This window comes from Pseudomonas sp. UBA4617, from assembly GCF_002386445.1.
GTDB lineage: Bacteria > Pseudomonadota > Gammaproteobacteria > Pseudomonadales > Pseudomonadaceae > Aquipseudomonas.
The window spans coordinates 45,193-70,631 of the sequence record NZ_DGIR01000019.1 but is presented as its reverse complement, the minus strand read 5'-3'; the positions used below and the strand labels follow the sequence as shown (position 1 = coordinate 70,631).

At 62.9% G+C, this 25,439-nt stretch carries 24 protein-coding genes; 5 read left to right on the top strand and 19 right to left on the bottom strand.

What is annotated here, in order from left to right; genetic code table 11:
• Positions 1 to 2: 2 nt before the first annotated feature.
• From B4L76_RS07225 to B4L76_RS07215, 3 genes are all read right to left on the bottom strand, one after another.
• Entirely contained in the window at positions 3 to 731 is a 729-nt protein-coding gene (locus B4L76_RS07225) for an aspartate/glutamate racemase family protein (protein ID WP_296231479.1), read from the bottom strand.
• A 16-nt stretch (positions 732 to 747) separates the two neighbouring features.
• Positions 748 to 2,280 carry an NCS1 family nucleobase:cation symporter-1 gene (locus B4L76_RS07220; protein ID WP_296231478.1) on the bottom strand — a complete coding sequence of 511 codons (1,533 nt, stop codon included), beginning with the start codon at positions 2,278 to 2,280 and terminating at the stop codon, positions 748 to 750.
• A 498-nt stretch (positions 2,281 to 2,778) separates the two neighbouring features.
• A complete protein-coding gene (locus tag B4L76_RS07215) occupies positions 2,779 to 3,216 on the bottom strand; it encodes an Lrp/AsnC family transcriptional regulator (protein WP_296231475.1) in 438 nt (145 codons plus the stop codon).
• Between the two features lie 133 nt (positions 3,217 to 3,349).
• Between B4L76_RS07215 and B4L76_RS07210 the strand changes: the two genes are divergently transcribed.
• Positions 3,350 to 4,249, top strand: coding sequence for a DMT family transporter (locus tag B4L76_RS07210; RefSeq protein ID WP_296231473.1), 900 nt, complete (start codon positions 3,350 to 3,352; stop codon positions 4,247 to 4,249).
• A 30-nt stretch (positions 4,250 to 4,279) separates the two neighbouring features.
• Positions 4,280 to 5,206: a class I SAM-dependent methyltransferase gene (locus B4L76_RS07205; RefSeq protein ID WP_296231471.1), complete on the top strand. Its 927-nt coding sequence runs from the start codon at positions 4,280 to 4,282 to the stop codon at positions 5,204 to 5,206.
• A 46-nt stretch (positions 5,207 to 5,252) separates the two neighbouring features.
• Here B4L76_RS07205 and B4L76_RS07200 read toward each other — a convergent pair whose 3' ends face one another.
• The 8 genes from B4L76_RS07200 to gcl all read right to left on the bottom strand — a co-directional run bounded on the left by B4L76_RS07200 (position 5,253) and on the right by gcl (position 14,838).
• A complete protein-coding gene (locus B4L76_RS07200; protein ID WP_296231470.1) occupies positions 5,253 to 6,251 on the bottom strand; it encodes a sulfate ABC transporter substrate-binding protein in 999 nt (332 codons plus the stop codon).
• A 134-nt stretch (positions 6,252 to 6,385) separates the two neighbouring features.
• Positions 6,386 to 7,207, bottom strand: coding sequence for an ion transporter (locus B4L76_RS07195; RefSeq protein WP_296231468.1), 822 nt, complete (start codon positions 7,205 to 7,207; stop codon positions 6,386 to 6,388).
• 45 nt (positions 7,208 to 7,252) lie between these two features.
• A complete protein-coding gene (locus B4L76_RS07190; protein ID WP_296231466.1) occupies positions 7,253 to 8,125 on the bottom strand; it encodes an urea transporter in 873 nt (290 codons plus the stop codon).
• A 209-nt stretch (positions 8,126 to 8,334) separates the two neighbouring features.
• On the bottom strand, positions 8,335 to 9,750 hold the full coding sequence (gene pyk, locus B4L76_RS07185; RefSeq protein WP_296231464.1) for a pyruvate kinase: 1,416 nt from the start codon (positions 9,748 to 9,750) through the stop codon (positions 8,335 to 8,337).
• The gene (locus B4L76_RS07180) at positions 9,747 to 11,021 is read right to left on the bottom strand and encodes a glycerate kinase type-2 family protein (protein WP_296231462.1); all 1,275 of its coding nucleotides are present in this window, start codon (positions 11,019 to 11,021) and stop codon (positions 9,747 to 9,749) included. Before B4L76_RS07180 ends, pyk begins: the two co-directional genes overlap by 4 nt.
• A gap of 172 nt (positions 11,022 to 11,193) precedes the next feature.
• On the bottom strand, positions 11,194 to 12,087 hold the full coding sequence (locus tag B4L76_RS07175) for a 2-hydroxy-3-oxopropionate reductase (RefSeq protein ID WP_296231460.1): 894 nt from the start codon (positions 12,085 to 12,087) through the stop codon (positions 11,194 to 11,196).
• Between the two features lie 81 nt (positions 12,088 to 12,168).
• Complete coding sequence (hyi, locus tag B4L76_RS07170) at positions 12,169 to 12,993, bottom strand: hydroxypyruvate isomerase (RefSeq protein WP_296231458.1); 825 nt, start codon at positions 12,991 to 12,993, stop codon at positions 12,169 to 12,171.
• 69 nt (positions 12,994 to 13,062) lie between these two features.
• Positions 13,063 to 14,838 carry a glyoxylate carboligase gene (gene gcl, locus B4L76_RS07165; RefSeq protein ID WP_296231456.1) on the bottom strand — a complete coding sequence of 592 codons (1,776 nt, stop codon included), beginning with the start codon at positions 14,836 to 14,838 and terminating at the stop codon, positions 13,063 to 13,065.
• A gap of 256 nt (positions 14,839 to 15,094) precedes the next feature.
• On the opposite strand from gcl, the gene B4L76_RS07160 reads away from it, so the two are divergent.
• The gene (locus B4L76_RS07160) at positions 15,095 to 15,535 is read left to right on the top strand and encodes a GlcG/HbpS family heme-binding protein (protein WP_296231455.1); all 441 of its coding nucleotides are present in this window, start codon (positions 15,095 to 15,097) and stop codon (positions 15,533 to 15,535) included.
• Positions 15,536 to 15,657: 122 nt separating this feature from the next.
• On the opposite strand, the gene B4L76_RS07155 is transcribed toward B4L76_RS07160, so the two are convergent.
• Positions 15,658 to 16,269, bottom strand: a complete 612-nt coding sequence (locus B4L76_RS07155; RefSeq protein ID WP_112253045.1) for a TetR/AcrR family transcriptional regulator — start codon at positions 16,267 to 16,269, stop codon at positions 15,658 to 15,660.
• Positions 16,270 to 16,401: 132 nt separating this feature from the next.
• Here B4L76_RS07155 and B4L76_RS07150 point away from each other — a divergent pair, with 132 nt between their 5' ends.
• Complete coding sequence (locus B4L76_RS07150; RefSeq protein ID WP_296231451.1) at positions 16,402 to 17,316, top strand: DUF808 domain-containing protein; 915 nt, start codon at positions 16,402 to 16,404, stop codon at positions 17,314 to 17,316.
• 138 nt (positions 17,317 to 17,454) lie between these two features.
• Here B4L76_RS07150 and B4L76_RS07145 read toward each other — a convergent pair whose 3' ends face one another.
• The 7 genes from B4L76_RS07145 to puuE form a co-directional block, all read right to left on the bottom strand.
• Entirely contained in the window at positions 17,455 to 18,237 is a 783-nt protein-coding gene (locus tag B4L76_RS07145; protein WP_296231450.1) for an outer membrane protein OmpK, read from the bottom strand.
• A gap of 350 nt (positions 18,238 to 18,587) precedes the next feature.
• The gene (locus B4L76_RS07140) at positions 18,588 to 19,373 is read right to left on the bottom strand and encodes an outer membrane protein OmpK (protein ID WP_296231449.1); all 786 of its coding nucleotides are present in this window, start codon (positions 19,371 to 19,373) and stop codon (positions 18,588 to 18,590) included.
• 154 nt (positions 19,374 to 19,527) lie between these two features.
• Positions 19,528 to 20,880 carry a nucleobase:cation symporter-2 family protein gene (locus B4L76_RS07135; protein ID WP_296231448.1) on the bottom strand — a complete coding sequence of 451 codons (1,353 nt, stop codon included), beginning with the start codon at positions 20,878 to 20,880 and terminating at the stop codon, positions 19,528 to 19,530.
• A 204-nt stretch (positions 20,881 to 21,084) separates the two neighbouring features.
• Positions 21,085 to 22,413: a urate hydroxylase PuuD gene (locus B4L76_RS07130; RefSeq protein WP_296231447.1), complete on the bottom strand. Its 1,329-nt coding sequence runs from the start codon at positions 22,411 to 22,413 to the stop codon at positions 21,085 to 21,087.
• Positions 22,414 to 22,472: 59 nt separating this feature from the next.
• Positions 22,473 to 22,976, bottom strand: coding sequence for an ureidoglycolate lyase (locus tag B4L76_RS07125; protein WP_296231446.1), 504 nt, complete (start codon positions 22,974 to 22,976; stop codon positions 22,473 to 22,475).
• A 57-nt stretch (positions 22,977 to 23,033) separates the two neighbouring features.
• Positions 23,034 to 23,549, bottom strand: a complete 516-nt coding sequence (gene uraD, locus B4L76_RS07120; protein ID WP_170031001.1) for a 2-oxo-4-hydroxy-4-carboxy-5-ureidoimidazoline decarboxylase — start codon at positions 23,547 to 23,549, stop codon at positions 23,034 to 23,036.
• Positions 23,549 to 24,475: an allantoinase PuuE gene (gene puuE / locus B4L76_RS07115; protein WP_296231445.1), complete on the bottom strand. Its 927-nt coding sequence runs from the start codon at positions 24,473 to 24,475 to the stop codon at positions 23,549 to 23,551. Before puuE ends, uraD begins: the two co-directional genes overlap by 1 nt.
• A gap of 407 nt (positions 24,476 to 24,882) precedes the next feature.
• Here puuE and uraH point away from each other — a divergent pair, with 407 nt between their 5' ends.
• Complete coding sequence (gene uraH, locus B4L76_RS07110; protein WP_225778619.1) at positions 24,883 to 25,236, top strand: hydroxyisourate hydrolase; 354 nt, start codon at positions 24,883 to 24,885, stop codon at positions 25,234 to 25,236.
• Positions 25,237 to 25,439 lie beyond the last annotated feature (203 nt).

The window sequence follows — 25,439 nt, the reverse complement described above, 5'->3', positions numbered from 1 at the left end:
GCTCAACGACCGCAGCGCATCGGCCAACCCAGCACCTTTTTCGCCCGCGGCGTGGCATAGGTACGCACCTTGGAGGTACTCAGGCGCATGCGCACCAGTGCTTCGGCAACGGTGACCGCCGCGCTGACGCCATCCACCACCGGCACGCCCGTGCGCAGGCGGATCTGCTCGTCCAGCCCGGCCATGCCGCCGCAACCCAGGCAGATCACCTCGGCCTTGTCGTCACGCACGGCGCGTTCGGCCTGCTCGACGATCGCCGCCACGGCGCGCTGCGGGTCGGCTTCCAGTTCCAGCACCGCCAGGCCACTGGCGCGCACCGAGGCGCAGCGCTCATACAGCCCGGACAGCTTCAGGCGGTCTTCGATCAGCGGCACGGTGCGGTCCAGGGTGGTGACCACCGAATAGGCGTGGCCCAGGTACATTGCGGTGCTGGCGGCAGCGTCGGTGATGTCCACCACCGGCACGTCCAGCAACTCCTGCAGGCCCTCGCGGCCATGTTCGCCATAGCCGGCCTGGATCACCGCATCGTAGCGGCCCTCATAGGCCAGCACCCGGTCCATCACGGCGATGGCGGCCAGGTAGCTTTCGAAATTGCCTTCCACCGATTCGGCGCCGAACCATGGGGTCAGGCCGATGATTTCGGTACCGGGCGCGGCCACGCTGCGGGCCTGTTCGGCGATGGCTTCGGTGATGGCTTCGGTAGTATTGACGTTGGCAATCAGGATACGCATGTGTAGCCCTCCCTGGTCAGTGGCTGCTGTGGTCGACGGCGATGCATTCGCCGCTGACATCGTGGTATTGGCGGTTGCGCGGCGCGATCAGCAGGTACACCGCAGCGGCGATGCCGGCGCCGATCAGCCAGGAGAACGGCGCGATGCCATGGAAGTTGGGCACCAGGGCCAGGACGATGGCCAGCAATGCGGCCGGCACGAAGGCGGCCACGGCGCGCAGGTTGATGCCCTTACTGTAGTGGTAGGCCCCGGCCGGGTGCTCGGTGTACAACTCCGGCACGTTGATGCGGCCTTTGCGCAGCAACCAGTAGTCGGCCATGATCACCCCGTACAACGGGCCGAGCAGCGCGCCCAGGCCGGACAGGAAGTACACGATCACCAGCGGGCTGTTGTACAGGTTCCACGGCAGGATCAGCACCGCCAGGGTGGCACTGATCAGCCCGGCACGGCGGAAGTTCAGGTGGCGCGGCGCCAGGTTGCTGAGCACAAAGGCTGGCGCGACGAAGTTGGCCATGATGTTCACCGCCACGGTGACGATTAGGAATGCCACGCAGCCAAGCACCAGGAAGGGTGTGCTGGGGATGCTGGCGACGATCTGCGTCGGGCTGTCGATGACCTGGCCGTTGATCTGGAACTGCGCACCGCACAACACCACAGTGATGATGGCAAACACCAGGATATTCACCGGCAGGCCCCAGAAATTACCCACGCGAATGGTCTTGCGGCAGGGCGAAGAGCGGGCGAAGTCGCAGAAGTTCAGTACCAGGGTGCCGTAGATGGCCAGCCACAAGGCACCGCCGGCAAAGATGTTGCGCCACATCTCGTAGCCGCTCAGCGGCGCGGCCACTGACCAGGCGATGCGGGCGTCGGCCTGGACGTACATGAATACCGCCAGGGCGGCAACCGTCAGCAGGATCACCGGGCCGGCGAAGGCCTCGTAGCGGCGCACCATCTCCATGCCATAGGCCAGGATCACCAGTTGCACCAGCCAGATCGCCACGAAGCACACCCAGCCCAGGCTCGACAGGCCGAGGATGCTGTCGTGATCGTAGGCAGCCAGGTGCGGCCACACGGCAGTGAGCAGCACCCGCAGCACCACCGATGCCAGGAAGGTCTGGATGCCGAACCAGGCGATGGCGATGATCGCGCGGATCAGCGCTGGAATCTGCGCGCCGTGGATGCCGAAGGCGATACGGCTGATGACCGGAAATGGCACGCCGGTTTTCTGCCCCATGTAGCCGGACAGGTTCATGAAGAAGTACACCAGCGCTGCACCGATGGCCAACGCCAGCAATATCTGCCAGCCGCCCAGGCCGAGGGCGAACAAGCCCATGGCGAACGAATAGTTGGCAATGTTGTGCACATCGTTGGTCCACAGCGCAAAGATGCTGTAGCGGCCCCAGCGGCGGCCGTGGAGGCGCGTCGGGGCGAGGTCGCGATTATGCAGGCGTGGGCTCAGGGCCAGTGTCGGCTGGCTGTCGGCGAGTGGCGAGGCAGGGTGGGTGCTGGCGACGGATAGTTCAGGGGCTAGGTCGAGGCTGGTACTCATTCCGGCGGGCTCCTGATGCACGTGGACTGCGATGAGCGGGCATGCGCACGGGCTCGCCATCTCGTCGGTGCAGCGTTGGCATCACTGGGTTCAGGGCGCGGCGGCCGCTATTGGGGCGGCGTCGCGGGTTCTTGTGTATTTATGTTTTGTTCAACTTGTATACAAAACACGAACACACAAAAGCGAGTTCCGTGCCACATGAAAACCAACCAGGCAGGTGCCATTATCTTGAATCAGGCGCTATTGCGGATAACTTTATGAAATACGAAAAATATAATTTGACCAATTGAACAGGTTTAAATTTTTTTCGGACTGCTTAGTTGATCGATTGGTCAAGCTTTTAGGTGGGTTTCGTGTAACGTATCGGGGCGTTGAATAGAAAAGTGCACACAAAAATGGCACTTATGGTGACATTCCTGTGTACAAAAAAATAGTCAGCTTTTATCTGAGTTGGCCCCGTCGCCGGTTTGCTTGCGCAGAGGCCGGCTCCGACTTGGCTCAATTCATCGGCGGCAAGCGCCGCTTCACCGGGCTTTTCTTGATGATTGCGGTATTGGTTTCGGCCAACGTATTCAGACGGTCAAGGAGGGTATCGAGCTGCTCCATCGAGCGCACATGCAGCCGAGCGATGAAGCAATCCTCGCCGGTGACCTTGTCGCACTCGGTGAACTCGGGGATGGCAATGATCTGCCGCTCCACCTCCTGCAGTTGCCCGGGCAGTGGGCGGATGCGCACGATCGCTTGCAACTGGTAGCCAAACGCGCGCGGGTCGACCTCCACGGTGTAACCGCGCAACACACCGCGCTGCTCCAGGCGGCGCAAGCGTTCACTGACGCTGGGCGCTGACAACCCGCTGATCTGCGCCAGGGCCTTGAGCGAACGGCGTGAGTCTTCCATCAGTGCATTGATCAGCAATTGGTCGATGGCATCGGTCATACTCACCTCATAAGGTCGTTCGGATGATTTGCCTTGATAGTAAAGGTGGCTGAGCAAATCTACCTTCGATATCCGCTGGAAGGCGACCCGGAAACGTTTGCATACTGTTGCCATTATCGTCAGGAGGTGTGAGATGGACAGTTCGTTGCGCCGTGGTTCGCTGGAAATGGTCGGCGCCATGCTGATTTCCGGGACCATCGGCTGGTTCGTGCTGGTGTCTGGCCAGCCGGTCCTGGAAGTGGTGTTCTGGCGTTGCGTGTTCGGTGCAGTGACTTTGCTGGTCATTTGCGCAGGCTTTGGCTTCTTGCGGTCGGGCGTGATCAGCCGCACGGCATTTCTGCTGGCGATTGCCAGCGGTGTGGCCATCGTCGGCAACTGGGTGCTGTTGTTCGCGTCGTATTCGCGGGCATCGATTGCCATCGGCACGGCGGTGTACAACGTGCAGCCATTCATGCTGGTGGGGCTGGCGGCCGTGTTCCTGGGCGAAAGGATCACCCTGGCCAAGGTCACCTGGCTCAGCGTGGCGTTCCTCGGCATGCTGGCGATCGTCAGTGCCCATGGCAGCGGGCAGGGCGGTGGCGACGACTATCTGCTGGGCATTGCCCTGGCGCTGGGGGCGGCCTTCCTGTATGCCATCGCGGCACTGATCATCAAACGCCTGAGCGGCACCCCACCGCACCTGATTGCATTGATCCAGGTGGCTACCGGCGTGCTGTTGCTGGCGCCCTGGGTCGAGCTGGGCGGGCTGCCGGGCGAAGTGCCGGCGCTGGCCAGCCTGCTGACCTTGGGCATGGTGCACACCGGCTTGATGTATGTGTTGCTGTACAGCGCCATCCAGCGTTTGCCCACGGCGTTGACCGGGGCGCTGTCGTTCATCTACCCGATTGCGGCGATATTGGTCGACTGGGTGGCCTTTGGCCATCGTCTGGCGCCGCTGCAATGGCTGGGGGTGGCGCTGATCCTGCTGGCGGCGGCGGGGATGCAGCAGGGCTGGTGGTTCAGGCCCCGTACGCAAAGCGCCCTAAGGGGGTAGAATTCCGCTTTTGCCAGCTTGCGACCCCCGATGACTTCGCCAATCCACACTCTTGAGCAACAGCTGCTCACCGCCTTCGACCCTGCCCCGCAGGAAACCCGCCGCCTGTTCCACGGCCGTGGCCGCTGCTGGCCAGGCTTGGAGCAGGTCACGGTCGACTGGCTGCAGGGGGTACTGTCGGTGGCTCTGTTCCGCGAGCCGCCCGCAGGCCAGCTGGCCGAACTGGAAGCCATGCTGCGCAGCCTCGCCGAGCGCCCACAGTGGACCGGCCAGGCCATTCTCATCCAGCACCGTTACCTGCCAGACAGCCCGGGCCAGTGGCTGTTGGGCGAGCCGTGCCAGCAACGCGAAGTGATCGAAGACGGCCTGACCTACCTGCTGGACTTGGGCGTACGGCAGAACAACGGCCTGTTCCTCGACATGCGCTACGGCCGGCGTTGGGTGCGCGAGCAGGCGGCGGGCAAGCGCGTGCTGAACCTGTTCGCCTATACCTGCGGCTTTTCGGTGGCGGCAATTGCCGGGGGCGCCGAGCAGGTGGTGAACCTGGACATGGCCAAGTCGGCACTGTCGCGCGGGCGCGACAACCATCGGCTGAATGGCCATGACGCGTCGCGCGTGGCGTACCTGGGGCACGAGTTGTTCAAGTCGTGGGGCAAGGTGCGCAAGTACGGGCCGTATGACCTGATCATCATCGACCCACCGACCTTCCAGCGCGGCAGCTTCGTGCTGACCCAGGACTACGCGAAGGTCCTGCGGCGTTTGCCGGAGCTGTTGAACCAGGGCGGGACGGTGCTGGCTTGCGTGAATGACCCAGGGATCGGGCCCGAGTTCCTGATCGAGGGCATGGCGGAGCAGGCGCCGTCGCTGGCATTTGTCGAGCGGCTGGAGAACCCACCCGAGTTTCCTGATGTGGACCCGGCGGGTGGGCTGAAGGCCTTGGTGTTCCGCCAGATGTGAGGTTGCCTGCACTGGCCGGCGGCAGGGCCGGCCAGGCCTGCATCAATTACTGATTGGTGTAGATCTGGTCGAACACCCCACCATCATTGAAGTGGGTCTTCTGTACTGTGCGCCAGTCGCCAAAGGTCTTCTCCACCGACAGGAAGTCCACTTTCGGGAAGCGGTCAGTGTACTTGGCCAGTACCGTTGCATCACGCGGGCGCAGGTAGTTCTGCGCGGCAATTTCCTGGGCCGCTGGCGACCAGAGGTATTTCAGGTATTCCTCGGCCACTGCCTGGGTACCTTTGCGCGCCACTACCTTGTCGACCACGCTCACCGGCGGCTCGGCTTCGGCCGATACGCTCGGGTAGACCACTTCGAATTGGTCGCGGCCGAATTCGCGGGCGATCATCTCGGCTTCGTTCTCGAAGGTCACCAGCACGTCACCGATCTGGTTGGTCATGAACGTGGTGGTCGCGGCGCGGCCGCCGGTGTCGAGCACAGGAGCCTGCTTGAACAGCTTGCCGACGAATGCCTTGGCCTTGTTCTCGTCGCCGCCCTGCTTGAGCACATAGCCCCAGGCCGACAGGTAGGTGTAACGGCCGTTACCCGACGTCTTCGGGTTGGGCACGATCACCTGCACGCCGTCCTTGAGCAGGTCGGGCCAGTCCTTCAGGGCTTTCGGGTTGCCTTTGCGCACGATGAACACGGTGGCCGAGGTGAACGGCGCGCTGTTGTTCGGCAGGCGGCTGACCCAGTTGTCCGGCACCAGCTTGCCGTTGTCGGCCAGGGCGTTGATGTCGGTGGCCATGTTCATGGTGATGACGTCGGCGGGCAGCCCGTCGATCACTGCACGCGCCTGTTTGCTCGAGCCGCCGAAGGACATCTGCACATTGACCTTCTCGTTGTGCTCGGCTTCCCAGTGCTTCTGGAAGGCCGGGTTGTAATCCTTGTAGAAGTCGCGCATCACGTCGTAGGAAACGTTGAGCAGGGTGGGGGCGGCGTGGGCCAGGTTGCCCAGGGCCAGGCCTGCGGCGAGCAGCGAGGCGGTGAAGAGTTTTTTCACGTGGCTTCCTTGTTATCGAGAAGGTGTTGGCAATTTGCCTGCGACTATAGCGGGCAGCTCCGCGGCGGATAAAGAACAAAAAACACTTTGGTTATGCTTCTGCTGCTCTGCCGCCAGGGCCGGAACAGCCACCATCATTGTTTGGTAAACAGCGCATTGCCACAGCGGGAACAGAACGCCGCCGCCGGTTCATGGTTTTTCTTGCTGCAGACAGGGCAGTCGTGTTGCAGCTGCTCACCGCGCATGGCATTGGCCAGTTCGGCGGTGAATATCCCGGTCGGCACGGCAATGATCGAATAACCAATGATCATCACCAGCGACGAAATCACCTGCCCCAGCGGTGTCTTCGGCACGATATCGCCAAAGCCCACGGTGGTCAGGGTGACGATGGCCCAGTAGATACCTTTGGGAATGCTGGTGAAACCGTGCTGCGGCCCTTCGATCACGTACATCAGGGTGCCGAACACAGTCACCAGGGTGGAGACGGTGACCAGGAACACGATGATCTTCTGCTTGCTGCCGCGCAGTGCATCGATCAGGTAATGCGCCTGCTTGAGGTACGGGCTGAGCTTGAGCACACGGAAGATCCGCAGCATCCGGATCACGCGGATGATCAGCAGGTACTGGGCGTCGCTGTAGTACAGGGCGATGATCCCCGGCACGATCGCCAGCAGGTCGACCAGGCCGTAGAAGCTGAAGGCATAGCGCAGCGGCCTGGGCGAGCAGTACAGGCGTGTGAGGTACTCGGCCAGGAAGATCGCGGTGAAGCCCCATTCGATAGCGGCCAGCAGGCCGGCGTAGCCCTGGTGGACTTCGTCGATGCTGTCGAGGATGACCGTGACCAGGCTGGCCAGGATGATCAGCAGGAGGATCTTGTCGAAGCGTCTTCCAGCCACGGTGTCGGTCTGGAAGACGATGACGAAGAGCCGCTCGCGCAGGCTCGCGGGGTTGTTCATGGGCTCGTTCCAAAATTGCGATGGGCTGAGCCTAGGGGTTGCCTTTCAGCTGTGCAAGCGGCTGGCGTTGCGTTGCCTGGGTTGGGCCAGGTGGCTGCCCAGGTGCATCAGCCAGCAGGCGGTGACAAAGGGCGCGGTCAGGCCGGGCAGCGGCAGCCAATTGAACAGGGGTTGCATCAACAGGGCCAGGACGATTGCCAGCAACGTCACCCAGGGCTTTTCGCCTTGCCTGCTGAAGGCCAGTGCTGCCAGTGCAGCGTTGAAGCCGTAAAGGCCCAGCCACGCAGCCTGTGCCTGGTCGGTGAGCAGCGCCAGGCCGCCGCCGATGGCCGAACCGAGCACTGCCCACAGGGCGGCATAGGGGTTGGCAATGAACATGCCGACGATGATCAGCAGGCCGGCCAGCGGTCGGTCGAGCAGGAAGATCTGCCCCACCCCGCGTGTCAGGGCGTGCAGCGGGTCGGCTTCGACGAAACCGCCGGGCGCGGGGCTGGCGATCAGCAGGGTGGCCCAGCCGAGCAGCACGAAGGGGGCGGTATAGGCCACCAGCAGCTTGCCGCCACGCTTGCGCCATTGGTGGGTGATGATGCTGGACAGGCCACCGGCGGCGATGATCAGTGGTGGCAGGATGGCCGACCAGGGCAGCACGGCGCTGATCAGGATGCCGATCAGCACGCCGTTGTAGCTGTACAGGCCGGCCTGGCGGTCGGCACGGTCGTAGCCGCGTGCCTGGGCGGTGAGCAGGCCAGCGAGGGCGCCGAGCAAGGCGCCACCGACCAGGTCTGGGGCGGTCAGCAGGATGGCCAGCAGGCAGCACAGGCCGCACAGGGGGTTGCGCAGCAGCAGCACCTGGCTGAAGCCGTTGAGCAGCGCCGTGGCCCAGTCGGGGCACGGGTTGACGAAATTTTTGGTGTACATCGGGGCAGTCAGTGAGGTTGATGGGGCGCGGTGGGCCTCTTTGGGCCTCGGGTTTTCCGCCGGTCAGGTATTTCGGTGTTGGGGAGGGCTGCGCCCTCCGATCGCGGCGCAAGGCCGCTCCTAGAGGGACCGCGACACCTTCAGGCTTGCGTGATCCCTGTAGGAGCGGCCTTGTGCCGCGAAAGGGGCGCAAAGCGCCCCCAAAACTCTCAGATCAAGGTTTCGATCCGCAGCGTATTAGTCGACCCCGGCTTGCCGAACGGCACACCAGCGGTAATCAGCAACGTGTCGCCACGGCTGGCCATGCCTTGCGCCTGGGCAATCTCCAGGGCAGTGGAAACCACCTCGTCCACCTGGCGCAGGCGATCGTTGACCACCGAGTGCACCCCCCACGCCACGCTCAGGCGGCGTGCGGTGTTCAGGTTCGGTGTCAGGTTGAGGATCGGTGCCCGCGGCCGCTCGCGCGCAGCTCGCAAGGTCGAGGCGCCCGACTCGCTGTAGTTGACCAGCACCGCCACCGGCAGGATGCCGCTGATCCGGCGGATCGCGCAGCTGATGGCGTCCGACACGGTGGCTTCGGCCTTCGGCCGGCCCACGTCGAGCTGGGCCTGGTAGTCCGGGCCATTCTCCACCTGGCGGATGATCTTGCTCATCATCTGCACGGCTTCCAGCGGGTAATCACCGGAAGCGGTCTCGGCCGAAAGCATCACCGCATCGGCACCCTCGGCCACCGCGTTGGCCACGTCGGTGACTTCGGCACGGGTCGGCGCTGGCGAGAAACGCATGGATTCGAGCATCTGCGTGGCGACCACCACCGGTTTGCCCAGCTGGCGGCAGGTGCCGATGATGCGCTTCTGGATCTGCGGCACGCTTTCCGCCGGCACTTCCACGCCGAGGTCGCCACGGGCCACCATGATCGCGTCCGACAGCTCGGCGATGGCTTGCAGTTGCTCGACCGCCGAGGGCTTCTCTATCTTCGCCATCAGGTAGGCGCGGTCACCAATCAGTTGGCGTGCTTCAGTGATGTCTTGCGGGCGCTGGACGAACGACAGGGCCACCCAGTCCACGCCCAGTTCCAGGCCGAAGGCCAGGTCGCGGCGGTCTTTCTCGGTGAGCGGCGAAAGGTCGAGTACCGCTTGTGGCACGTTGACCCCTTTGCGGTCGGACAGCTCGCCACCGGCCAGCACTTCGGTGTCGATGGCGTCGCTGTGTTTGGCGGTGACGCGCAGGCGCAGCTTGCCGTCGTCGAGCAGCAGGTCCATGCCTGGCTCGAGGGCAGCGATGATTTCGGGGTGCGGCAGGTTCACCCGGCGGCTGTCGCCCGGGGCCTTGTCCAGGTCCAGGCGCAGGGCCTGGCCGCGCTGCAGCTGGACCTTGCCTTCGGCAAAGCGGCCGACGCGCAGCTTCGGCCCTTGCAAGTCCATGAGAATGCCCAGCGGGTAGTTCAGTTGCTGCTCGACTTCGCGAATCCACTGGTAGCGCAGCGCGTGGTCGGCGTGTTCGCCGTGGCTGAAGTTGAGGCGGAAGATGTTGACCCCGGCTTTGACCAGTTGGCGGATGTCGTCGATGCCTTTGATCGCAGGGCCGAGGGTGGCGAGGATCTTCACTTTCTTATCAGGCGTCATGATTGGGCAGTCTCGAGAATCAGGATGGCGCGGAAGTCGTTGACGTTGGTGCGGGTTGGCTCGGTGACGATCAGCGCATCCAGCGCGGCGAAGTAGCCGTAGCCGTTGTTGTTGTCCAGCTCGTCGCTGGCCGACAGGCCCAGCGCTTCGGCGCGGGCATAGCTGCCTGGGGTCATGAAGGCGCCGGCGTTTTCTTCCGAGCCATCGATGCCGTCGGTATCGCCGGCCAGGGCATACACCCCTGGCAGGCCCTTGAGGTTTTCGGTCAGGCTGAGCAGGAATTCGGCGTTGCGCCCGCCACGGCCGTTGCCGCGTACGGTGACGGTGGTCTCGCCGCCGGAGAGGATCACGCATGGCGCCTTCAGCGGCTGGCCATGCTGGACGATCTGCCGGGTGATGCCGGCATGCACCTTGGCCACTTCGCGCGACTCGCCTTCCAGGTCGCCGAGGATCAGCGGGCTGAACCCGGCCTGGCGCGCCTTGACCGCAGCGGCTTCGAGCGACTGCTGGGGCTTGGCGATCAGCTGGAAGTGGCTGCGGGCCAAGGCCGGGTCATCGGCCTTGACGGTTTCCGAGGCCGGGTTGTTGAGCCAGTCGATGACCGCTTTGGGGGCCTCGATGTTGTAGCGCTTGAGGATGGCCAGGGCATCGGCCGAGGTGCTCGGGTCGGCCACGGTGGGGCCGGACGCAATCACCGTGGCGAGGTCGCCGGGTACATCGGAAATGGCATAGGTATAGACCGTAGCTGGCCAGCAGGCCTTGGCCAGGCGGCCGCCCTTGATCGCCGAGAGGTGCTTGCGCACGCAGTTCATCTCGCCGATGGTGGCGCCGGACTTGAGCAGCGCCTTGTTGATCTGCTGCTTGTCGGCCAGGGTCAGGCCCTCGGCAGGCAGGGCCAGCAACGCTGAACCACCGCCAGACAGCAGGAAGATGACACGGTCGTCTTCGCCGAGGTTACTGACCAGGTCCAGCACGCGCTTGGCCACGGCCAGGCCGGCGGCATCGGGGACCGGGTGGGCCGCTTCGACCACTTCGATCTTCTGGCAGTTGGCGCCATGGCCGTAACGGGTGACGACCAGGCCGGAGACTTCGCCCTGCCAGCTTTTCTCGACCACTTCGGCCATGGCAGCGGCGGCCTTGCCGGCGCCGATGACGATGACCCGGCCGCTACGGTCGGCGGGCAGGCAGGGTTCGAGAACTTGGCGCGGGTGGGCGGCGGCGATGGCTGTGTCGAACAGCTCGCGGAGAAGTTGTTGCGGATCGACCGACATGGCAGGCTCCCAGTTTATTGTTGTTCTGCACAATCAAGAACGCCCCTGGAACTGCCTCCGTGCAGGCCGAACCAGGGGCGGGTGTTGCTCGGCTTCACCCATGAACCTGTGGTCGCAGGTTCATCGGCGTTGGCTTCTTCGCGGGTTTACCCGCGAAGAGGCCGGTAAGGTCTTACTGGTCGTCGCGGATCGAGAAGTTGGCCATGTGCTCCAGGCCTTTGATCAGCGCCGAGTGGTCCCAGTTGCCGCCGCCCAGGGCCTGGCAGGTGTTGAACACTTGCTGGGCATTGGAGGTGTTGGGCAGGTTGATGCCCAGTTCCTTGGCGCCTTGCAGGGCCAGGTTGAGGTCCTTCTGGTGCAGGTTGATGCGGAAGCCTGGGTCGAAGGTGCCCTTGATCATGCGCTCGGCATGCACTTCGAGGATCTTCGACGAGGCGAAGCCACCCATCAGCGCTTCACGCACCTTGGCAGGGTCGGCGCCGTTCCTGGCGGCGAACAGCAGGGCTTCGGCCACGGCCTGGATGTTCAGGGCAACGATGATCTGGTTGGCCACCTTGGCAGTCTGGCCGTCGCCGTTGCCACCTACGCGGGTGATGTTCTTGCCCATGGCTTCGAACAGCGGCAGGGTGCGCTCGAAGGCCTTCGGGCAGCCACCGACCATGATGCTCAGGGTCGCGGCCTTGGCACCCACTTCACCACCGGACACCGGGGCGTCCAGGTAGGCAGCGCCAGTGGCCTTGATCTTCTCGGCGAAGGCTTTGGTCGCGGTCGGCGAGATCGAGCTCATGTCGATCACTACCTTGTTCGGGCCTACGCCTTCGGCCACGCCGTTCTCACCGAACAGGACGCTTTCGACCTGGGGGGTGTCCGGCACCATGATGATGATGAACTCGGCTTCCTGGGCCACTTCCTTCGGGTTGGCCAGGGCTACTGCGCCAGCGGCGATCAGGTCGGCCGGGGCCGCGTCGTGGTGGGTGGAAACGAAGATGCTGTGACCTGCTTTCTGCAGGTTCTGCGCCATGGGCTTGCCCATGATGCCGGTGCCGAGGAAACCGATTTTAGCCATGACAATGTGCCTCTTTGTATTTGTTTAACCTGACTGCGGGCCTGCCCTGTGGGAACGGGCTTGTCCCGCGAATGCGATAGCTCAGGCAGTGGTGGTGTCTTTGCGGGCGCTTTCGCGGGGCAAGCCCGCTCCCACATGCGTTTTCAGCCAGCCCAGACCCGCTTCGGTAGTGGTCAGCGGCTTGTACTCCGCGCCCACCCAGCCTTGGTAGCCGATGCGGTCCAGGTGCTCGAACAGGAAGCGGTAGTTGATCTCGCCGGTGCCGGGCTCGTTGCGGCCCGGGTTGTCGGCCAGCTGAATGTGGTTGATCAGCTTCAGGTTGGCTTCCATGGTCCGCGCCAGGTCACCTTCCATGATCTGCATGTGATAGATGTCGTATTGCAGGAACAGGTTGTCGCTGCCCACCTCGGCCTGGATATCCAGGGCTTGCTGGGTGGTGTTCAGGTAGAAGCCCGGAATGTCGCGGGTGTTGATCATTTCCATGACCAGGCGGATGCCGGCGGCTTTCAGTTTGTCAGCGGCAAACTTCAGGTTGTCGACGAAGGTCTTGCGCACATCGGCGCACTGCAAGCCTTGCGGGCGGATGCCGGCCAGGCAGTTGACCTGCGTGTTGCCCAGCACCTTGGCGTATTCGATGGCTTTGTCGACCCCGGCGCGGAATTCCGCGACGCGGTCCGGGTGGCAGGCGATGCCACGCTCGCCTTTGGCCCAGTCGCCGGCCGGCAGGTTGAACAACACCTGGGTCAGGCCGTTGGCCTCCAGCTGCTGCTTGATGTCGGCGGCGCTGAAGTCATACGGGAAGAGGTATTCGACGCCGCTGAAACCAGCGTCGGCGGCAGCCTTGAAGCGGGCCAGGAAGTCCTGCTCGGTGAACAGCATGGACAGGTTGGCAGCGAAGCGAGGCATGGTGTGTCTCCTTGCGGTGAAGGCCCCCGGCGCCCCTGCAACAGGGGCCGGCACGGGGGCGTCGGGCGATCAGTCCAGCAGCGAGATGGCGGTTGGCGCGTCGTTGCCGACCAGGGCCAAGTCTTCGAATTCGTTGACCGCGTTGATCTCGGTGCCCATGGAAATGTTGGTGACGCGCTCGAGAATCACTTCGACCACCACCGGCACGCGGAACTCTTCAGCCATCTTCTGCGCCTTGAGCAGGGCTGGGGCGATGTCTGCCGGCTCGAACACGCGGATGGCCTTGCAGCCCAGGCCCTCGACCACGGCAACGTGGTCGACACCATAGGTAGCGGCGTCGGTGGCGTTGATGTTCTCGAACGCCAGTTGTACACAGTAATCCATGTCGAAGCCACGCTGTGCCTGACGGATCAGGCCAAGGTAGGCGTTGTTCACCAGCACGTGCACGTACGGCAGGTTGAACTGCGCGCCCACCGCCAGTTCTTCGATCATGAACTGGAAGTCGTAGTCACCCGACAAGGCGACCACCTTGCGTTTCGGGTCGGCCTTGACCACGCCCAGGGCGGCAGGGATGGTCCAGCCCAGCGGGCCAGCCTGGCCGCAGTTGATCCAGTGGCGTGGCTTGTACACGTGCAGGAACTGCGCACCGGCGATCTGCGACAGGCCGATGGTGCTGACATAGCAGGTGTCCTTGCCGAACACCTGGTTCATTTCTTCGTAGACGCGCTGCGGCTTGACCGGCACGTTGTCGAAGTGGGTCTTGCGCTGCAGGCTGGCCTTGCGTTGCTGGCAGTCTTCCAGCCAGGCCCTGCGGCACTTCAGCTTGCCAGCGGCCTTCCACTCGCGGGCCACTTCGAGGAACACGTCCAGCGCCTTGCCGGCGTCGGAAACGATACCCAGGTCCGGGGTGAACACGCGGCCGATCTGGGTCGGTTCGATGTCGACATGGATGAACTTGCGGCCTTCGGTGTAGACGTCGACCGAGCCGGTGTGGCGGTTGGCCCAGCGGTTACCGATGCCGAACACCAGGTCGGATTTCAGCAGGGTGGCGTTGCCGTAGCGGTGCGAGGTCTGCAGGCCGACCATGCCGACCATCTGCGCGTGGTCGTCCGGGATGGTGCCCCAGCCCATCAGGGTCGGGATGACCGGCACGCCGGTCAGTTCGGCGAACTCGACCAGCTTGTCGCTGGCGTCGGCGTTGATGATGCCACCGCCGGCGACCAGCAACGGACGCTCGGCGTCATTGAGCAGGGCCAGAGCCTTTTCGGCCTGTACGCGGGTGGCGGACGGCTTGTGCACGGGCAGCGGCTCGTAGGCGTCGATGTCGAATTCGATCTCGGCCATTTGCACGTCGAACGGCAGGTCGATCAATACCGGGCCTGGGCGGCCGGTGCGCATTTCATAAAAGGCTTTCTGGAACGCATATGGCACCTGGCCTGGCTCCAGAACGGTAGTGGCCCACTTGGTCACCGGCTTGACGATGTTGGTGATGTCGACTGCCTGGAAGTCTTCCTTGTGCAGGCGAGCGCGCGGCGCCTGGCCAGTGATGCAGAGGATCGGGATGGAGTCGGCCGAGGCACTGTACAGGCCGGTGACCATGTCGGTGCCGGCCGGACCGGAGGTACCGATGCATACGCCGATGTTGCCCGGATTGGCGCGGGTGTAGCCCTCGGCCATGTGCGAGGCGCCTTCGACGTGGCGAGCGAGGACGTGATCGATGCCACCGACTTTCTTCAGGGCCGAGTACAACGGGTTGATGGCAGCCCCCGGGATGCCGAACGCGGTATCTACACCTTCACGGCGCATGACCAGAACGGCTGCATCGATTGCTCTCATTTTGCTCATGGTTTGTGCCTCATCGATTTTGTAATTGTATACAACTTGTTTTGCGCCAGAGTGTATTCATGGCTGGCCGCTCAGGTCAACGGGTTTTCGTCGGTAGGGGATGCTTTCCTTCGAGCGCCCGAGAAAACGGGCGTTTGCGCTATCGCATACGATCGTTTCAAAATAGTGTATACAAAAACACATCCTGTTGTGTTCTATTGGTTCTATTGGTTTCAACTGCCCTCAGGGCTTCTCACAACAAGAAGAGGACCTTTCCATGAACGCTTTGAACCTGAAAGTCGCGGTCAGCCTGGTGAACGCCGCGCTGGCGGCGGGCCGCAAGATCAATGCTGCGCCACTGACCGTGGCAGTGCTGGATGTTGGCGGGCACTTGCTGGCGCTGCAACGCGAGGACGGTGCCAGCCTGATTCGCCCGCAGGTAGCTACCGGCAAGGCCTGGGGCGCGATCGCCCTGGGCAAGGGCTCGCGCTTGCTGGCGCTGGATGCGCAGCAACGGCCAGCGTTCTTTGCCGCGCTGAACGGCTTGGGTGAACGGCCGGTGGTGCCGGCGCCGGGCGGCGTGCTGGTGCGTGATCAGGACGGCAAGGTGCTGGGTGCGGTGGGGATAAGCGGCGATACCTCGGATATCGACGAGCAGTGTGCGATCAGTGCGATCGAGGAGGTGGGGTTGCGGGCGGATGCGGGTGTAGCAGCCTAATTCTCTATTGGCTGTTCCGGCCTATTCGCGGGTGAACCCGCTCCCACAGGATCATCGCAGGCTTGAAGCGCGTGGTATCCCTGTGGGAGCGGGTTCACCCGCGAAGAAGCCTGCGCCCGGGGTCAGGCCACCTCGGGCTCACAACCCTTGAGCACCATGCGGATGATGGTTTCGGCTGCCGCGTCATAATCGCTGTCGGCCAGCTTGGCCTTGCCGGTGACCGCCGAAATCTGCCAGTCGAAATCGGCATAGGTCTGGGTCGCTGCCCAGATGCTGAACATCAGGTGATGCGCGTCGACATGGGCGATCTGGCCGCGGTCGATCCAGCGCTGGATACATTCGATGTTGTGCCGGGCCTGCTCGTTCAGCTGCGCCACCTGGTTTGGCGAGAGGTGCGGGGCGCCGTGCATGATCTCGCTGGCGAACACCTTGGACGCATGCGGCAGGTCGCGCGAAATGCGGATCTTCGAGCGAATGTAGGCACTCAGCACTTCTTTCGGGTCACCCTCGGCATTGAACGGGGTCGACGCCTGCATGATCGGCGCGATGATGCTTTCCAGCACCTCGCGGTAGAGGTTGTCCTTGGACTTGAAGTAGTAATACACGTTCGGCTTGGGCAGGCCCGCCTTGGCCGCGATATCGCTGGTCTTGGTGGCGGCGAAGCCCTTGTCGGCGAATTCCTCGCTGGCCGCGCGCAGGATTAGTTCCTTGTTGCGCTCGCGAATGGTGCTCATGGTCAGGGATCTTCCTCGTGTCTGGCCACCTCTAAGAGGGATCGGGCATGGTAGCACCGGGCTCGACGGGGGCTCAAGGCAGCGGCTTTGGGCTAGAATCGGCAGCATTCATTCATCCGGAAGCAGACAAACATGGCAGGAAGCAGTCTACTGGTACTGATCGACGACATCGCCACGGTGCTCGATGACGTCTCGCTGATGACCAAGGTAGCGGCAAAAAAGACCGCAGGTGTGCTGGGCGATGACCTGGCGCTGAACGCCCAGCAGGTCACCGGTGTGCGTGCCGACCGCGAGCTGCCGGTGGTGTGGGCGGTGGCCAAAGGGTCGCTGCTGAACAAGGCCATCCTGGTACCGGCGGCGCTGTTGATCAGTGCGTTCATTCCCTGGGCGGTGACGCCGTTGCTGATGCTGGGCGGAGCCTACCTGTGCTTCGAGGGCTTCGAGAAGCTGGCGCACAAGTTCCTGCACAGCAAGGCGGAGGACGAGGCGCAGCACGAGGCGCGCAAGGAGGCGTTGGCGGATGCCAACGTTGACCTGGTGGCGTACGAGAAGAGCAAGATCAAGGGCGCGGTGCGCACCGACTTCATTCTTTCCGCGGAAATCATCGCCATTACCCTGGGCATCGTCGCCGACGCGCCGTTGAGCCAGCAAGTCATCGTGCTGGCGGGCGTTGCGGTGGTCATGACCATCGGCGTGTACGGGCTGGTGGGTGGTATCGTCAAGCTTGATGACCTCGGGCTGTGGATGACGCGCAAGGCATCCCGCCTGGCCCAGGCAGTGGGTAACGGCATCTTGCGGGCTGCGCCGTACATGATGAAGAGCCTGTCGGTGATCGGCACTGCGGCGATGTTCCTGGTTGGCGGCGGGATCCTGGTACATGGCATCGCGCCGTTGCATCACGCCATCGAGGCGTTCAGCGAAGGGCGTGGCGGGGCATTGACCGTGGCGCTGCTGAACGGCGGTGTCGGGGTTGTGGCCGGTGCCGTGGTGCTAGCTGTGGTGGGCATTGCGGGGAAGCTGTGGCGGGCGCTTCGGCCGGCCACCTGAGTTGCATGGCCGGGGGCTTTGCCCCGGTTCGCGGGCAAGCCCGCTGCCACAGGGAATACACAGTTTGCGCAACCTGTGCCGTACCTGTAGGAGCGGCCTTGTGCCGCGAAGGGCTGTCCAGCAGCCCCTATGCTCCGATCAGAAGTGCACCTTCACCAGGAAGCTCATGGTGTTCTGGTCAGTGGTAAAGGCATCGGAATCCTTGATGCCGTACTTGTTCTTCCAGTAGTCGTACTCCACGCCCACGTACAGCTGCTTCTCACCCAGGTGCAAGGCCTTGCCCAGGTCGTACTTGATCTGCGGGTTGAAGTGCAGGTTGGCCTGGTAAGTGCCGCGACGGTTCTCGTCGTTGTCCACCACCCAGTCCATGAAGCCGTCGATCAGCACGTCGGAGGAACCGACCGGGATGGTGTACGACCACACCGGGGTAATCTGCCACACGTTGTCGCCGGCACGGCTGCCATCGGTGGTGCGGTTGTAGAAGTTCAGCTGGAAGTAGTCGAAGCCGGGGATGGCCAGGTCGAAGCCAGGGCCGATCAGGTACGCCTCGGTGTCACCCTCGCCAAATTCGTAGGTCATCGCCAGCAACACGTCCTTGACCGGGCCGAACTCGAGCTTCTGGTCGAAGATCTTGCCGAAGGACAGGCGTGGGCTGATCTCGCCATAGTAGGTGTTCGGGCCATTACCCGCGTCTTTCTGGCCCTGGTAGAAGATCTTGTCGACGAAGATGAAGTTGTCGCCGTACTTCCAGGCGTCGGCGTGCTCGAAGGTGAGCGTTTGCTGGATCGCCGGGTTGACCTTGAAGTTCTTGCCCCACAGGTAGGTCAGGCTGTTGTTCTGCCATTGCAGCAGGTCGCCGCCGAAGGTGGTGCCGCAGGCCAGCAGGCCGCCGGCGAGGATCAGGCTGTTGATGGTACGCATTGCGAGTTTCGCTCCCTTGTTTGATCTGTTGTCAGCGCGTCATCGCGCTTTTTTTGTCTTTCGAGTCAGTTTTTTTCGATGGGCCACAGCTGTTTGGCAAGGGTTGAGCCAACTTTCCCGGGCTGGCAAAACCTTCCTGCTCGACTTCGTTCTGAACGGATGAAAAGGGTCTTTCAGGCTGGCAACACGTTGGCCAACCGCCCGTATTCATTGACTGAGCGGTCAGTAAACGCAGGCAGAATCCGTTCTGCCCTGATCGAGGGGGCGCGCAGATTACTGGCTTGCGCGCCTTGCCTCAAGTGCTCCGTCCTGGAGCGCGACGGACCAAACTTGTGCGTTTGGTCAGTTTTTTAGAAGTGCACCTTGACCAGTGCACTGGTGACGCTCTGGTTGCTGTCGACGTTGTCCTGGCTGTCGATGCCGTACTTGTCCTTCCAGTAGCTGTACTCGATGCCCACGTACAGCTGCTTGGCGCCCAGGCCAAGGGCTTTGCCGAGGTCGTACTTGACCTGCGGGTTGAATTGCAGGTTGGCGTGGTAGGTACCGCGACGGGTCTGGTCATTGTCCACCACCCAGTCCATGTAACCGTCGATCAGAATGTCGGATTTGCCCACAGGCACGGTGTATGACCACGCCGGGGTGATCTGCCAGACGTTGTCACCGGGGCGGCTGCCTTCGGTGTTACGCAGGTAGAAATTCAGGGTGAAATAGTTGAAGCCGGGGATCGCCAGGTCGAAGCCGGGGCCTATCAGGTACGCCTCGTTGTCGCCCTCGCCGCGCTCATAGGTCATGGCCACCAGCACATCCTTGATCGGGCCCAGTTCAAACTTGTGACCGGTGATCTTGCCCAGCGACAGGCGCGGGCTGAACTCGCCGTAGTAGCTGGTGACGCCTTTCCCCGGGTCGGCCTTGCCGTTGTAGAAGACTTTATCGACGAACATGAACGTGTCGCCGTACTTCCATTTATTGGCGTGCTCGAAGGTGATCGTCTGCTGGATGCGGGGGTTGACCTTGAAGTCCTTGCCGTACAGGTAGGTCAGGCTTTCGCCGTGCCACTGCAGCCATTCCCCGGCGTGGGCGGGGAGGGTGGCCAGCAGGCTGCTGCCCAGCAAGAGGGACGAGGTGATGCGTTTCATGTCGTGGTTCCCGGACTTATTGTTTTTGTTGGGTTTTTTTGGCGCACAGGCGCCCCGGGCGGCCCATTCCGGCGGGCCGACGGTGCAGCGTTTACGACCAGGACGAGGCAGGGGCGGCAGTGCGCCGCCCCCTGTTGCTCCAGGGCGGCTTGTTTCAGTGCTGGTGGCAGGCGTTGTGCGCCGCGCGATCGGCACCGCCGAGGATGTTGAACAGCACGTTCAGCACCAGGGCGCTGACCGTGGCCATGGCAATGCCACTGTGGGTGATAGGTTCCATCCACTGCGGCATCTGGGCGAAGAACTCCGGGCGCACCACGGGAATCAGCCCGAAGCCGACGCTCACGGCAACCAGCAACTGGTTGCGACGGTCGCCGATGTCCGCCTCCTGCAAGATCTTGATCCCGGTGGCGGTAACCATGCCGAACATGGCGATGGAGGCGCCGCCCAGTACCGCCGGCGGGATCGAGGCAATCAGGAAGGCCGCCTTGGGCAGCAGGCTGAGCAGGATCAGCAGCGCGCCGGCCACCACGGTGACATAGCGGCAGCGTACCCCGGTCATCTGCACCAGGCCGATGTTCTGGGCGAACGAGGAATGGGTGAAGGTGTTGAAGAAGCCGGCGACGAAGGATGCTCCGGCGTCGCACAACAGGCCGCGGCGCAGCATGCCCGGGGTAACTTCGCGGCCGGTCACCTTGCCCAGCGCCAGGAACATGCCGGTGGACTCGACGAAGATGATCACCACCACCAGGCACATGGACAGGATCGGTGCCAGGCTGAAGGTCGGCATGCCGAAGTGCAGTGGGGTGACCACTTGCAGCCACGGTGCCTGGCTCAGGCCCGACAGGTCGACCATGCCGATGGCGCCGGCCAGGATGTAGCCCAGGCCCATGCCTACCAGCACCGACACGTTGACCCAGAATCCACGCATGAAACGGTTGATCAGCAGGATCACCGCCAGCACCAGGCCGGCCACCAACAGGAAGATCGGCGCACCGAAGGTGCCTGCCTGCTGGCCGCCACCGGCCCAGTTGACCGCCACCGGGAACAGCGACAGGCCGATCGAGGTGATCACCGTGCCGGTGACCAGAGGCGGGAAGAACCGTACGACCTTGGACATGAACGGCGCGATCAGCATGCCGAAGAACCCGGCGGCGATGGTCGCGCCGAAGATCCCCTGCAGGCCCACCCCGGGCATGCCGGCCATGGCCACCATGCTGCCGACGGCAGCGAAACTGGCCCCCATCATCACCGGCATGCGGATGCCCACCGGGCCGATACCGAATGACTGGATGATGGTGGCGACACCCGCCACCAGCAGGTCGGCATTGATCAGGAAAGCGACTTCTTCACGGGACAGCCCGGCGGCCTGGCCGATGATCAGCGGCACGGCGATCGCGCCACCGTACATCAGCAGGACATGTTGCAGACCAACCAGGATCAATTGGAGCAGGGGCAAGGGCTCTCGCGGCGGCGCAACAGGGATATACGCCTTGCGTGACTCGGACATGCAGCACCTCGAGTTTTGTTTTTATTCTCGGATCCAAGCGCCGGCACCAGGCGGCAGGCTCACGCTGAGCCTGGGGTGCCGCCTGGGGGCTGACGCTCGATGCTTGCTTGTTGCGTGAATCTTCAGGTTCGAGGCCGGGCGTGCCGGCCTCTTTGCGGGTAATCCCGCTTCCACAGGAAGCGGTGTTGCCCCGACAGTGGTGTTTCAGTTGACCGGCGCGCCTTTGGCGATCCAGTCACCGACGAGCTTGCGCTCTTCGGTGGTCATCTGGGTGATGTTGCCCAGCGGCATGATCTGGCTGGCGACCGCTTGCGCCTGGATGCGCGCGGCCTGGGCCTGGATCTGCTGCGGGGTGTCGAACATCACGCCAGCAGGCGCGCTGCTGAACAGTGGGCTGGTCGGCTTGGACGAGTGGCACACGGTGCAGCGTTCCTGGATGACATTGTGGATCTTGTCGAAGCTCTCGCCGCCTGCCTGGGCCGTGCCCTGGGCTGGGGCTTCGGCGGGCGCGGCAGGCGCTGCGGCAGCCTTGGCGGCGTCCTCGGCACGTTGCTCGGCAGCGGTCTTGCCACCCACAGCGGTCGCCGGCAGCGGCTGGTACTCGATCTGCGCTGCGGCCTGGTCAGGGCTGATGGCCATTGGCTTGGGGCCGGTCACGTAGGCCAGGCAGATCATCGCCAGGGCACCGACCGGCAGGGTCCAGGCGTACTTGTTGCTGTCATGGCGGGTGTTGAAGTAGTGGCGGATGAGGACCGCGGCTACTGCAATGCCGGCCAGGATCAGCCAGTTGTACTGGCTACCGTAGGTGCTCGGGAAGTGGTTGCTGATCATGATGAACAGCACCGGCAGGGTGAAGTAGTTGTTGTGGCGCGAGCGCAGCAGGCCTTTTGCCGGCAGTACCGGGTCGGGCGTCTGGTTGTTCTCGATCGCCGCCACCAGCTGGCGCTGGGCCGGCATGATGATGCGGAACACGTTACCGACCATGATGGTGCCGATGATCGCGCCAGTGTGCAGGTACGCACCACGGCCGCTGAACACCAGGCTGAAGCCCCAGCAGGCGGCGATGATCAGCACGAACAGCACGGCACCGAGCAGCGCTGGCTTCTTGCCCAGGGGCGAGTCGCACAGGAAGTCGTAGATGAACCAGCCGGCGATCAGCGAGCCGATACCGATGGCCACGCCTTCGGCGCCGCTCAGGGTGCTGCCAGGGGCCAGCAGATACAGCGTCGGGTTCCAGTAGAACACCACGCACAGCAGGGCGATACCGGACATCCAGGTGAAGTAGGCTTCCCATTTGAACCAGTGCAGGTTCTCGGGCATTTTCGGTGGTGCGAGCTTGTACTTCTCAAGGTGATAGATACCACCGCCGTGTATTGCCCAGAGATCACCCGACAACCCATCGCGCGGGTTGCTTCGGTTCAGGTGGTTCTCCAGCCAGACGAAGTAGAACGATGCACCGATCCAGGCTACGCCGGTGATCATGTGAACCCAGCGAATGCTCAGGTTCAGCCATTCGTGAAGGTGTGCTTCCACAGTATGTACCTCTTGCCGGTCACCCGCTCAGGCTGGGCCGTTGCATGACCGACCTTTTCTTATTGGTGGGGATTGAGGATCAGCATCTGTTCCTCGGTGAAGTAATGCTCGTCGCAGTTGTTGCCAGAACCGCTGCGATCAACCACCAGGAAGTCATCCCGCTTTTCGATCGTCAGCACCGGGTGGTGCCAGACGCCGCGATGGTAATTAACGCCCTGCCTGCCATTACTGCGGAAGGCCCGGACCAAGCCTGATACAGGTGCATCGCCAACCGGCGCGACCACGATCAGAAAGGGTTTGCCGAGCAGCGGGATGAAAGCCTGGCTGCCCAGCGGATGGCGTTCCAGCATGCGCACGGTCAGCGGCATGTCCAGCGCGTCGGCGCGGAAGATGCTGATGATCGCCTTGTCTTCAGGCTCGGCGGTTTCCACCGTGGCGAGCTTGTGGAAGCGCATGGTCGAGCCGTTGTTGATCATGAAGTGGTCGCTGCCATCGGTTTCGATCACGTCTCCGAAGGGGGCGAAGGCTTCTTTGCTCAGGGGCTCGATCATCAGGGTGCGCATGCGGATATCTCTTCTATGTTCGTTGTTCTGGTTCAGGTTCAAGCGTTGCCGCGCCGGTTACAGCTGCAGCAGGCGGAACAGGGCGATCAGGTTGATCTGCGCCAGGGCTTCCTTGAATTCGGCATCGGCGTCGTTGTGGATGCGCTTTTCGAAAGCGGCGAGAATCTGGTGCCGGTTGCTGCCTTTTACCGCCATGATGAACGGGAACTGGAATTTGGCCTTGTAGGCATCGTTCAGCTCGGTGAAACGGGCGAATTCTTCCGCGGTGCACTGGTGGATACCGGCGCCGGCCTGCTCGTTGGTGCTCGACTCGGTCAGTTCGCCCTGGATGGCAGCCTTGCCAGCCAGGTCCGGGTGCGCGTTGATCAGCGCCAGCTGCTCGGCGTGGCTGGCGCTGAGCAGGATGTCGCTCATGCGCTGGTGCAGCGCCTCGATTTCGTCCAGTTCAGCCAGCTGGCCCAGGTCGTAGGCCTTTTCCGCAACCCAGGGCGAGTGCTCGTAGATGTCGGCGAAGGCCTTGACGAAGGCTTCACGGTCCAGGGCGGATGGCTTGAGGGTCTTGAAGGCGGTCATCAGGCGTTCTCTTTCTGGTACGGGTGGGTGGTGTGCCAGTGGCGGGCGATGTCCACGCGACGGGCGAACCAGACCCGGTCATGGCTTTTGGCGTAGTCGACGAAGCGCTTCAGCGCGGCCAGGCGCGCCGGGCGACCGACCAGGCGGCAGTGCAGGCCGATAGACAGCATCTTCGGTGCTTCGGCGCCCTCGGCGTACAGCACATCGAAAGCGTCCTTGAGGTACTGGAAGAACTGCTCGCCGCAGTTGAAGCCCTGTACCTGGGTGAAGCGCATGTCGTTGGTGTCGAGGGTGTAGGGGATCACCAGGTGCGGCTTGCCGGTGGGGTTGTTCGGCTCCCAGTAGGGCAGGTCGTCATCATAGGTGTCGCTGTCGTAGAGGAAGCCGCCTTCTTCCATCACCAGGCGGCGGGTATTCGGGCCGGTGCGGCCGGTGTACCAGCCCAGCGGGCGTTCGCCGGTGATTTCGGTGAGGATGCGGATGGCTTCGAGCATGTGCTCGCGCTCCTGGGCCTCGTCCATGTACTGGTAGTCGATCCAGCGGTAGCCGTGGCTGCAGATCTCATGGCCGGCTTCGACCATGGCGCGGATCACGTCGGGGTGGCGCTGGGCGGCCATGGCTACGGCGAAGATGGTCAGCGGTACGCCGCTGTCCTTGAACAGCTTCAGCAGGCGCCACACGCCGGCGCGGCTGCCGTACTCGTAGAGCGATTCCATGCTCATGTTGCGCACGCCCTGCAGCGGCTGGGCAGCGACCATTTCGGAGAGGAACGCTTCGGATTCCTTGTCCCCGTGCAGAATGTTACGTTCGCCGCCTTCTTCATAATTGAGGACGAAAGACAGCGCGATGCGAGCGTTGCCCGGCCATTGCGGGTGAGGAGGGTTGTTGCCGTAACCGATCAGGTCGCGAGGATAGTCAGCGCTCACTGCAGTCTTCCTTCTTGTGCGTTTGTGCGGGGTGGGCGGACCGCGTCGGGATGTCGCACCACCGGATGGGCTGATTGTATACAACTTCTGAAATCTTTTGTAAGCCTGTTTTTCCGCATTTCTTCCCTTTTGTCGCTTGGCAGCGGCTGAAGCATGTACTGCAAGAAACCTGCCTGATTGGTCAGCTTGTGACGTTGACGTCGGCTCGGAACCTGAGTTGCCTATGTATTTACGACCAAAGGAATGTGACTGGATACGAAACGCCCGGCGAAGCGGATTGGTTCAAAAAATTGTGTACAATCCGCCGCTCAAATGTCTTAATGGTGTCCTTCCCGCGCAGCGACGGTCTTTGCCGTGATGCTGGCCGTGTATTTTTTGCCCACAGATTGAACAAGAGGCGACAAGCAATGGGACGTTTGACCACACACGTACTGGATGCCGCGCATGGCTGCCCGGGCAGCTCGATCAAGGTCGAGCTGTACCGTGTCGAAGGCCAGCAGCTCGAACTGGTGACTACTGCCCTGACCAACAGCGATGGCCGCGTCGACGCGCCGCTGCTGCAGGGTGACGACTACCGCACCGGCGTCTACCAGTTGCAGTTCAGCGCCGGCGATTACTACCGCGCCCGCGGTGTGCAGCTGCCAGCCCAGGCGTTCCTGGATGTTGTCGTGCTGCGTTTTGGCATTGACCAGCAGCAAGAGCACTACCACGTACCACTGCTGATCTCGCCGTACAGCTATTCGACCTATCGTGGAAGCTAGTTGGTCGCTAGAAGAATCTTCGTAGGTCCTTGGCCCGCTCTCACACTGGCGGGCTTTTTTTCGTCTGTTGGAAAGTGATGTGGTGGGGTTTAGAGGAGTGGCGCCTGTGAGATCGAGCGCCGCCCGCGCGGCGCATCGCGAGCTGCGCTCGCTCCTTCGTTTGATTCAGGCCAGTAAAGCCTGTGACAGGCGCGCGACCGCCT

Coding starts and splice junctions, on each gene's coding strand:
- B4L76_RS07225 (WP_296231479.1), bottom strand. CDS start 731: ATGCGTATCCTGATTGCCAACGTCAATACTACCGAAGCCATCACCGAA.
- B4L76_RS07220 (WP_296231478.1), bottom strand. CDS start 2,280: ATGAGTACCAGCCTCGACCTAGCCCCTGAACTATCCGTCGCCAGCACC.
- B4L76_RS07215 (WP_296231475.1), bottom strand. CDS start 3,216: ATGACCGATGCCATCGACCAATTGCTGATCAATGCACTGATGGAAGAC.
- B4L76_RS07210 (WP_296231473.1), top strand. CDS start 3,350: ATGGACAGTTCGTTGCGCCGTGGTTCGCTGGAAATGGTCGGCGCCATG.
- B4L76_RS07205 (WP_296231471.1), top strand. CDS start 4,280: ATGACTTCGCCAATCCACACTCTTGAGCAACAGCTGCTCACCGCCTTC.
- B4L76_RS07195 (WP_296231468.1), bottom strand. CDS start 7,207: ATGAACAACCCCGCGAGCCTGCGCGAGCGGCTCTTCGTCATCGTCTTC.
- B4L76_RS07190 (WP_296231466.1), bottom strand. CDS start 8,125: ATGTACACCAAAAATTTCGTCAACCCGTGCCCCGACTGGGCCACGGCG.
- pyk (WP_296231464.1), bottom strand. CDS start 9,750: ATGACGCCTGATAAGAAAGTGAAGATCCTCGCCACCCTCGGCCCTGCG.
- B4L76_RS07180 (WP_296231462.1), bottom strand. CDS start 11,021: ATGTCGGTCGATCCGCAACAACTTCTCCGCGAGCTGTTCGACACAGCC.
- B4L76_RS07175 (WP_296231460.1), bottom strand. CDS start 12,087: ATGGCTAAAATCGGTTTCCTCGGCACCGGCATCATGGGCAAGCCCATG.
- hyi (WP_296231458.1), bottom strand. CDS start 12,993: ATGCCTCGCTTCGCTGCCAACCTGTCCATGCTGTTCACCGAGCAGGAC.
- gcl (WP_296231456.1), bottom strand. CDS start 14,838: ATGAGCAAAATGAGAGCAATCGATGCAGCCGTTCTGGTCATGCGCCGT.
- B4L76_RS07160 (WP_296231455.1), top strand. CDS start 15,095: ATGAACGCTTTGAACCTGAAAGTCGCGGTCAGCCTGGTGAACGCCGCG.
- B4L76_RS07155 (WP_112253045.1), bottom strand. CDS start 16,269: ATGAGCACCATTCGCGAGCGCAACAAGGAACTAATCCTGCGCGCGGCC.
- B4L76_RS07150 (WP_296231451.1), top strand. CDS start 16,402: ATGGCAGGAAGCAGTCTACTGGTACTGATCGACGACATCGCCACGGTG.
- B4L76_RS07145 (WP_296231450.1), bottom strand. CDS start 18,237: ATGCGTACCATCAACAGCCTGATCCTCGCCGGCGGCCTGCTGGCCTGC.
- B4L76_RS07140 (WP_296231449.1), bottom strand. CDS start 19,373: ATGAAACGCATCACCTCGTCCCTCTTGCTGGGCAGCAGCCTGCTGGCC.
- B4L76_RS07135 (WP_296231448.1), bottom strand. CDS start 20,880: ATGTCCGAGTCACGCAAGGCGTATATCCCTGTTGCGCCGCCGCGAGAG.
- B4L76_RS07125 (WP_296231446.1), bottom strand. CDS start 22,976: ATGCGCACCCTGATGATCGAGCCCCTGAGCAAAGAAGCCTTCGCCCCC.
- uraD (WP_170031001.1), bottom strand. CDS start 23,549: ATGACCGCCTTCAAGACCCTCAAGCCATCCGCCCTGGACCGTGAAGCC.
- uraH (WP_225778619.1), top strand. CDS start 24,883: ATGGGACGTTTGACCACACACGTACTGGATGCCGCGCATGGCTGCCCG.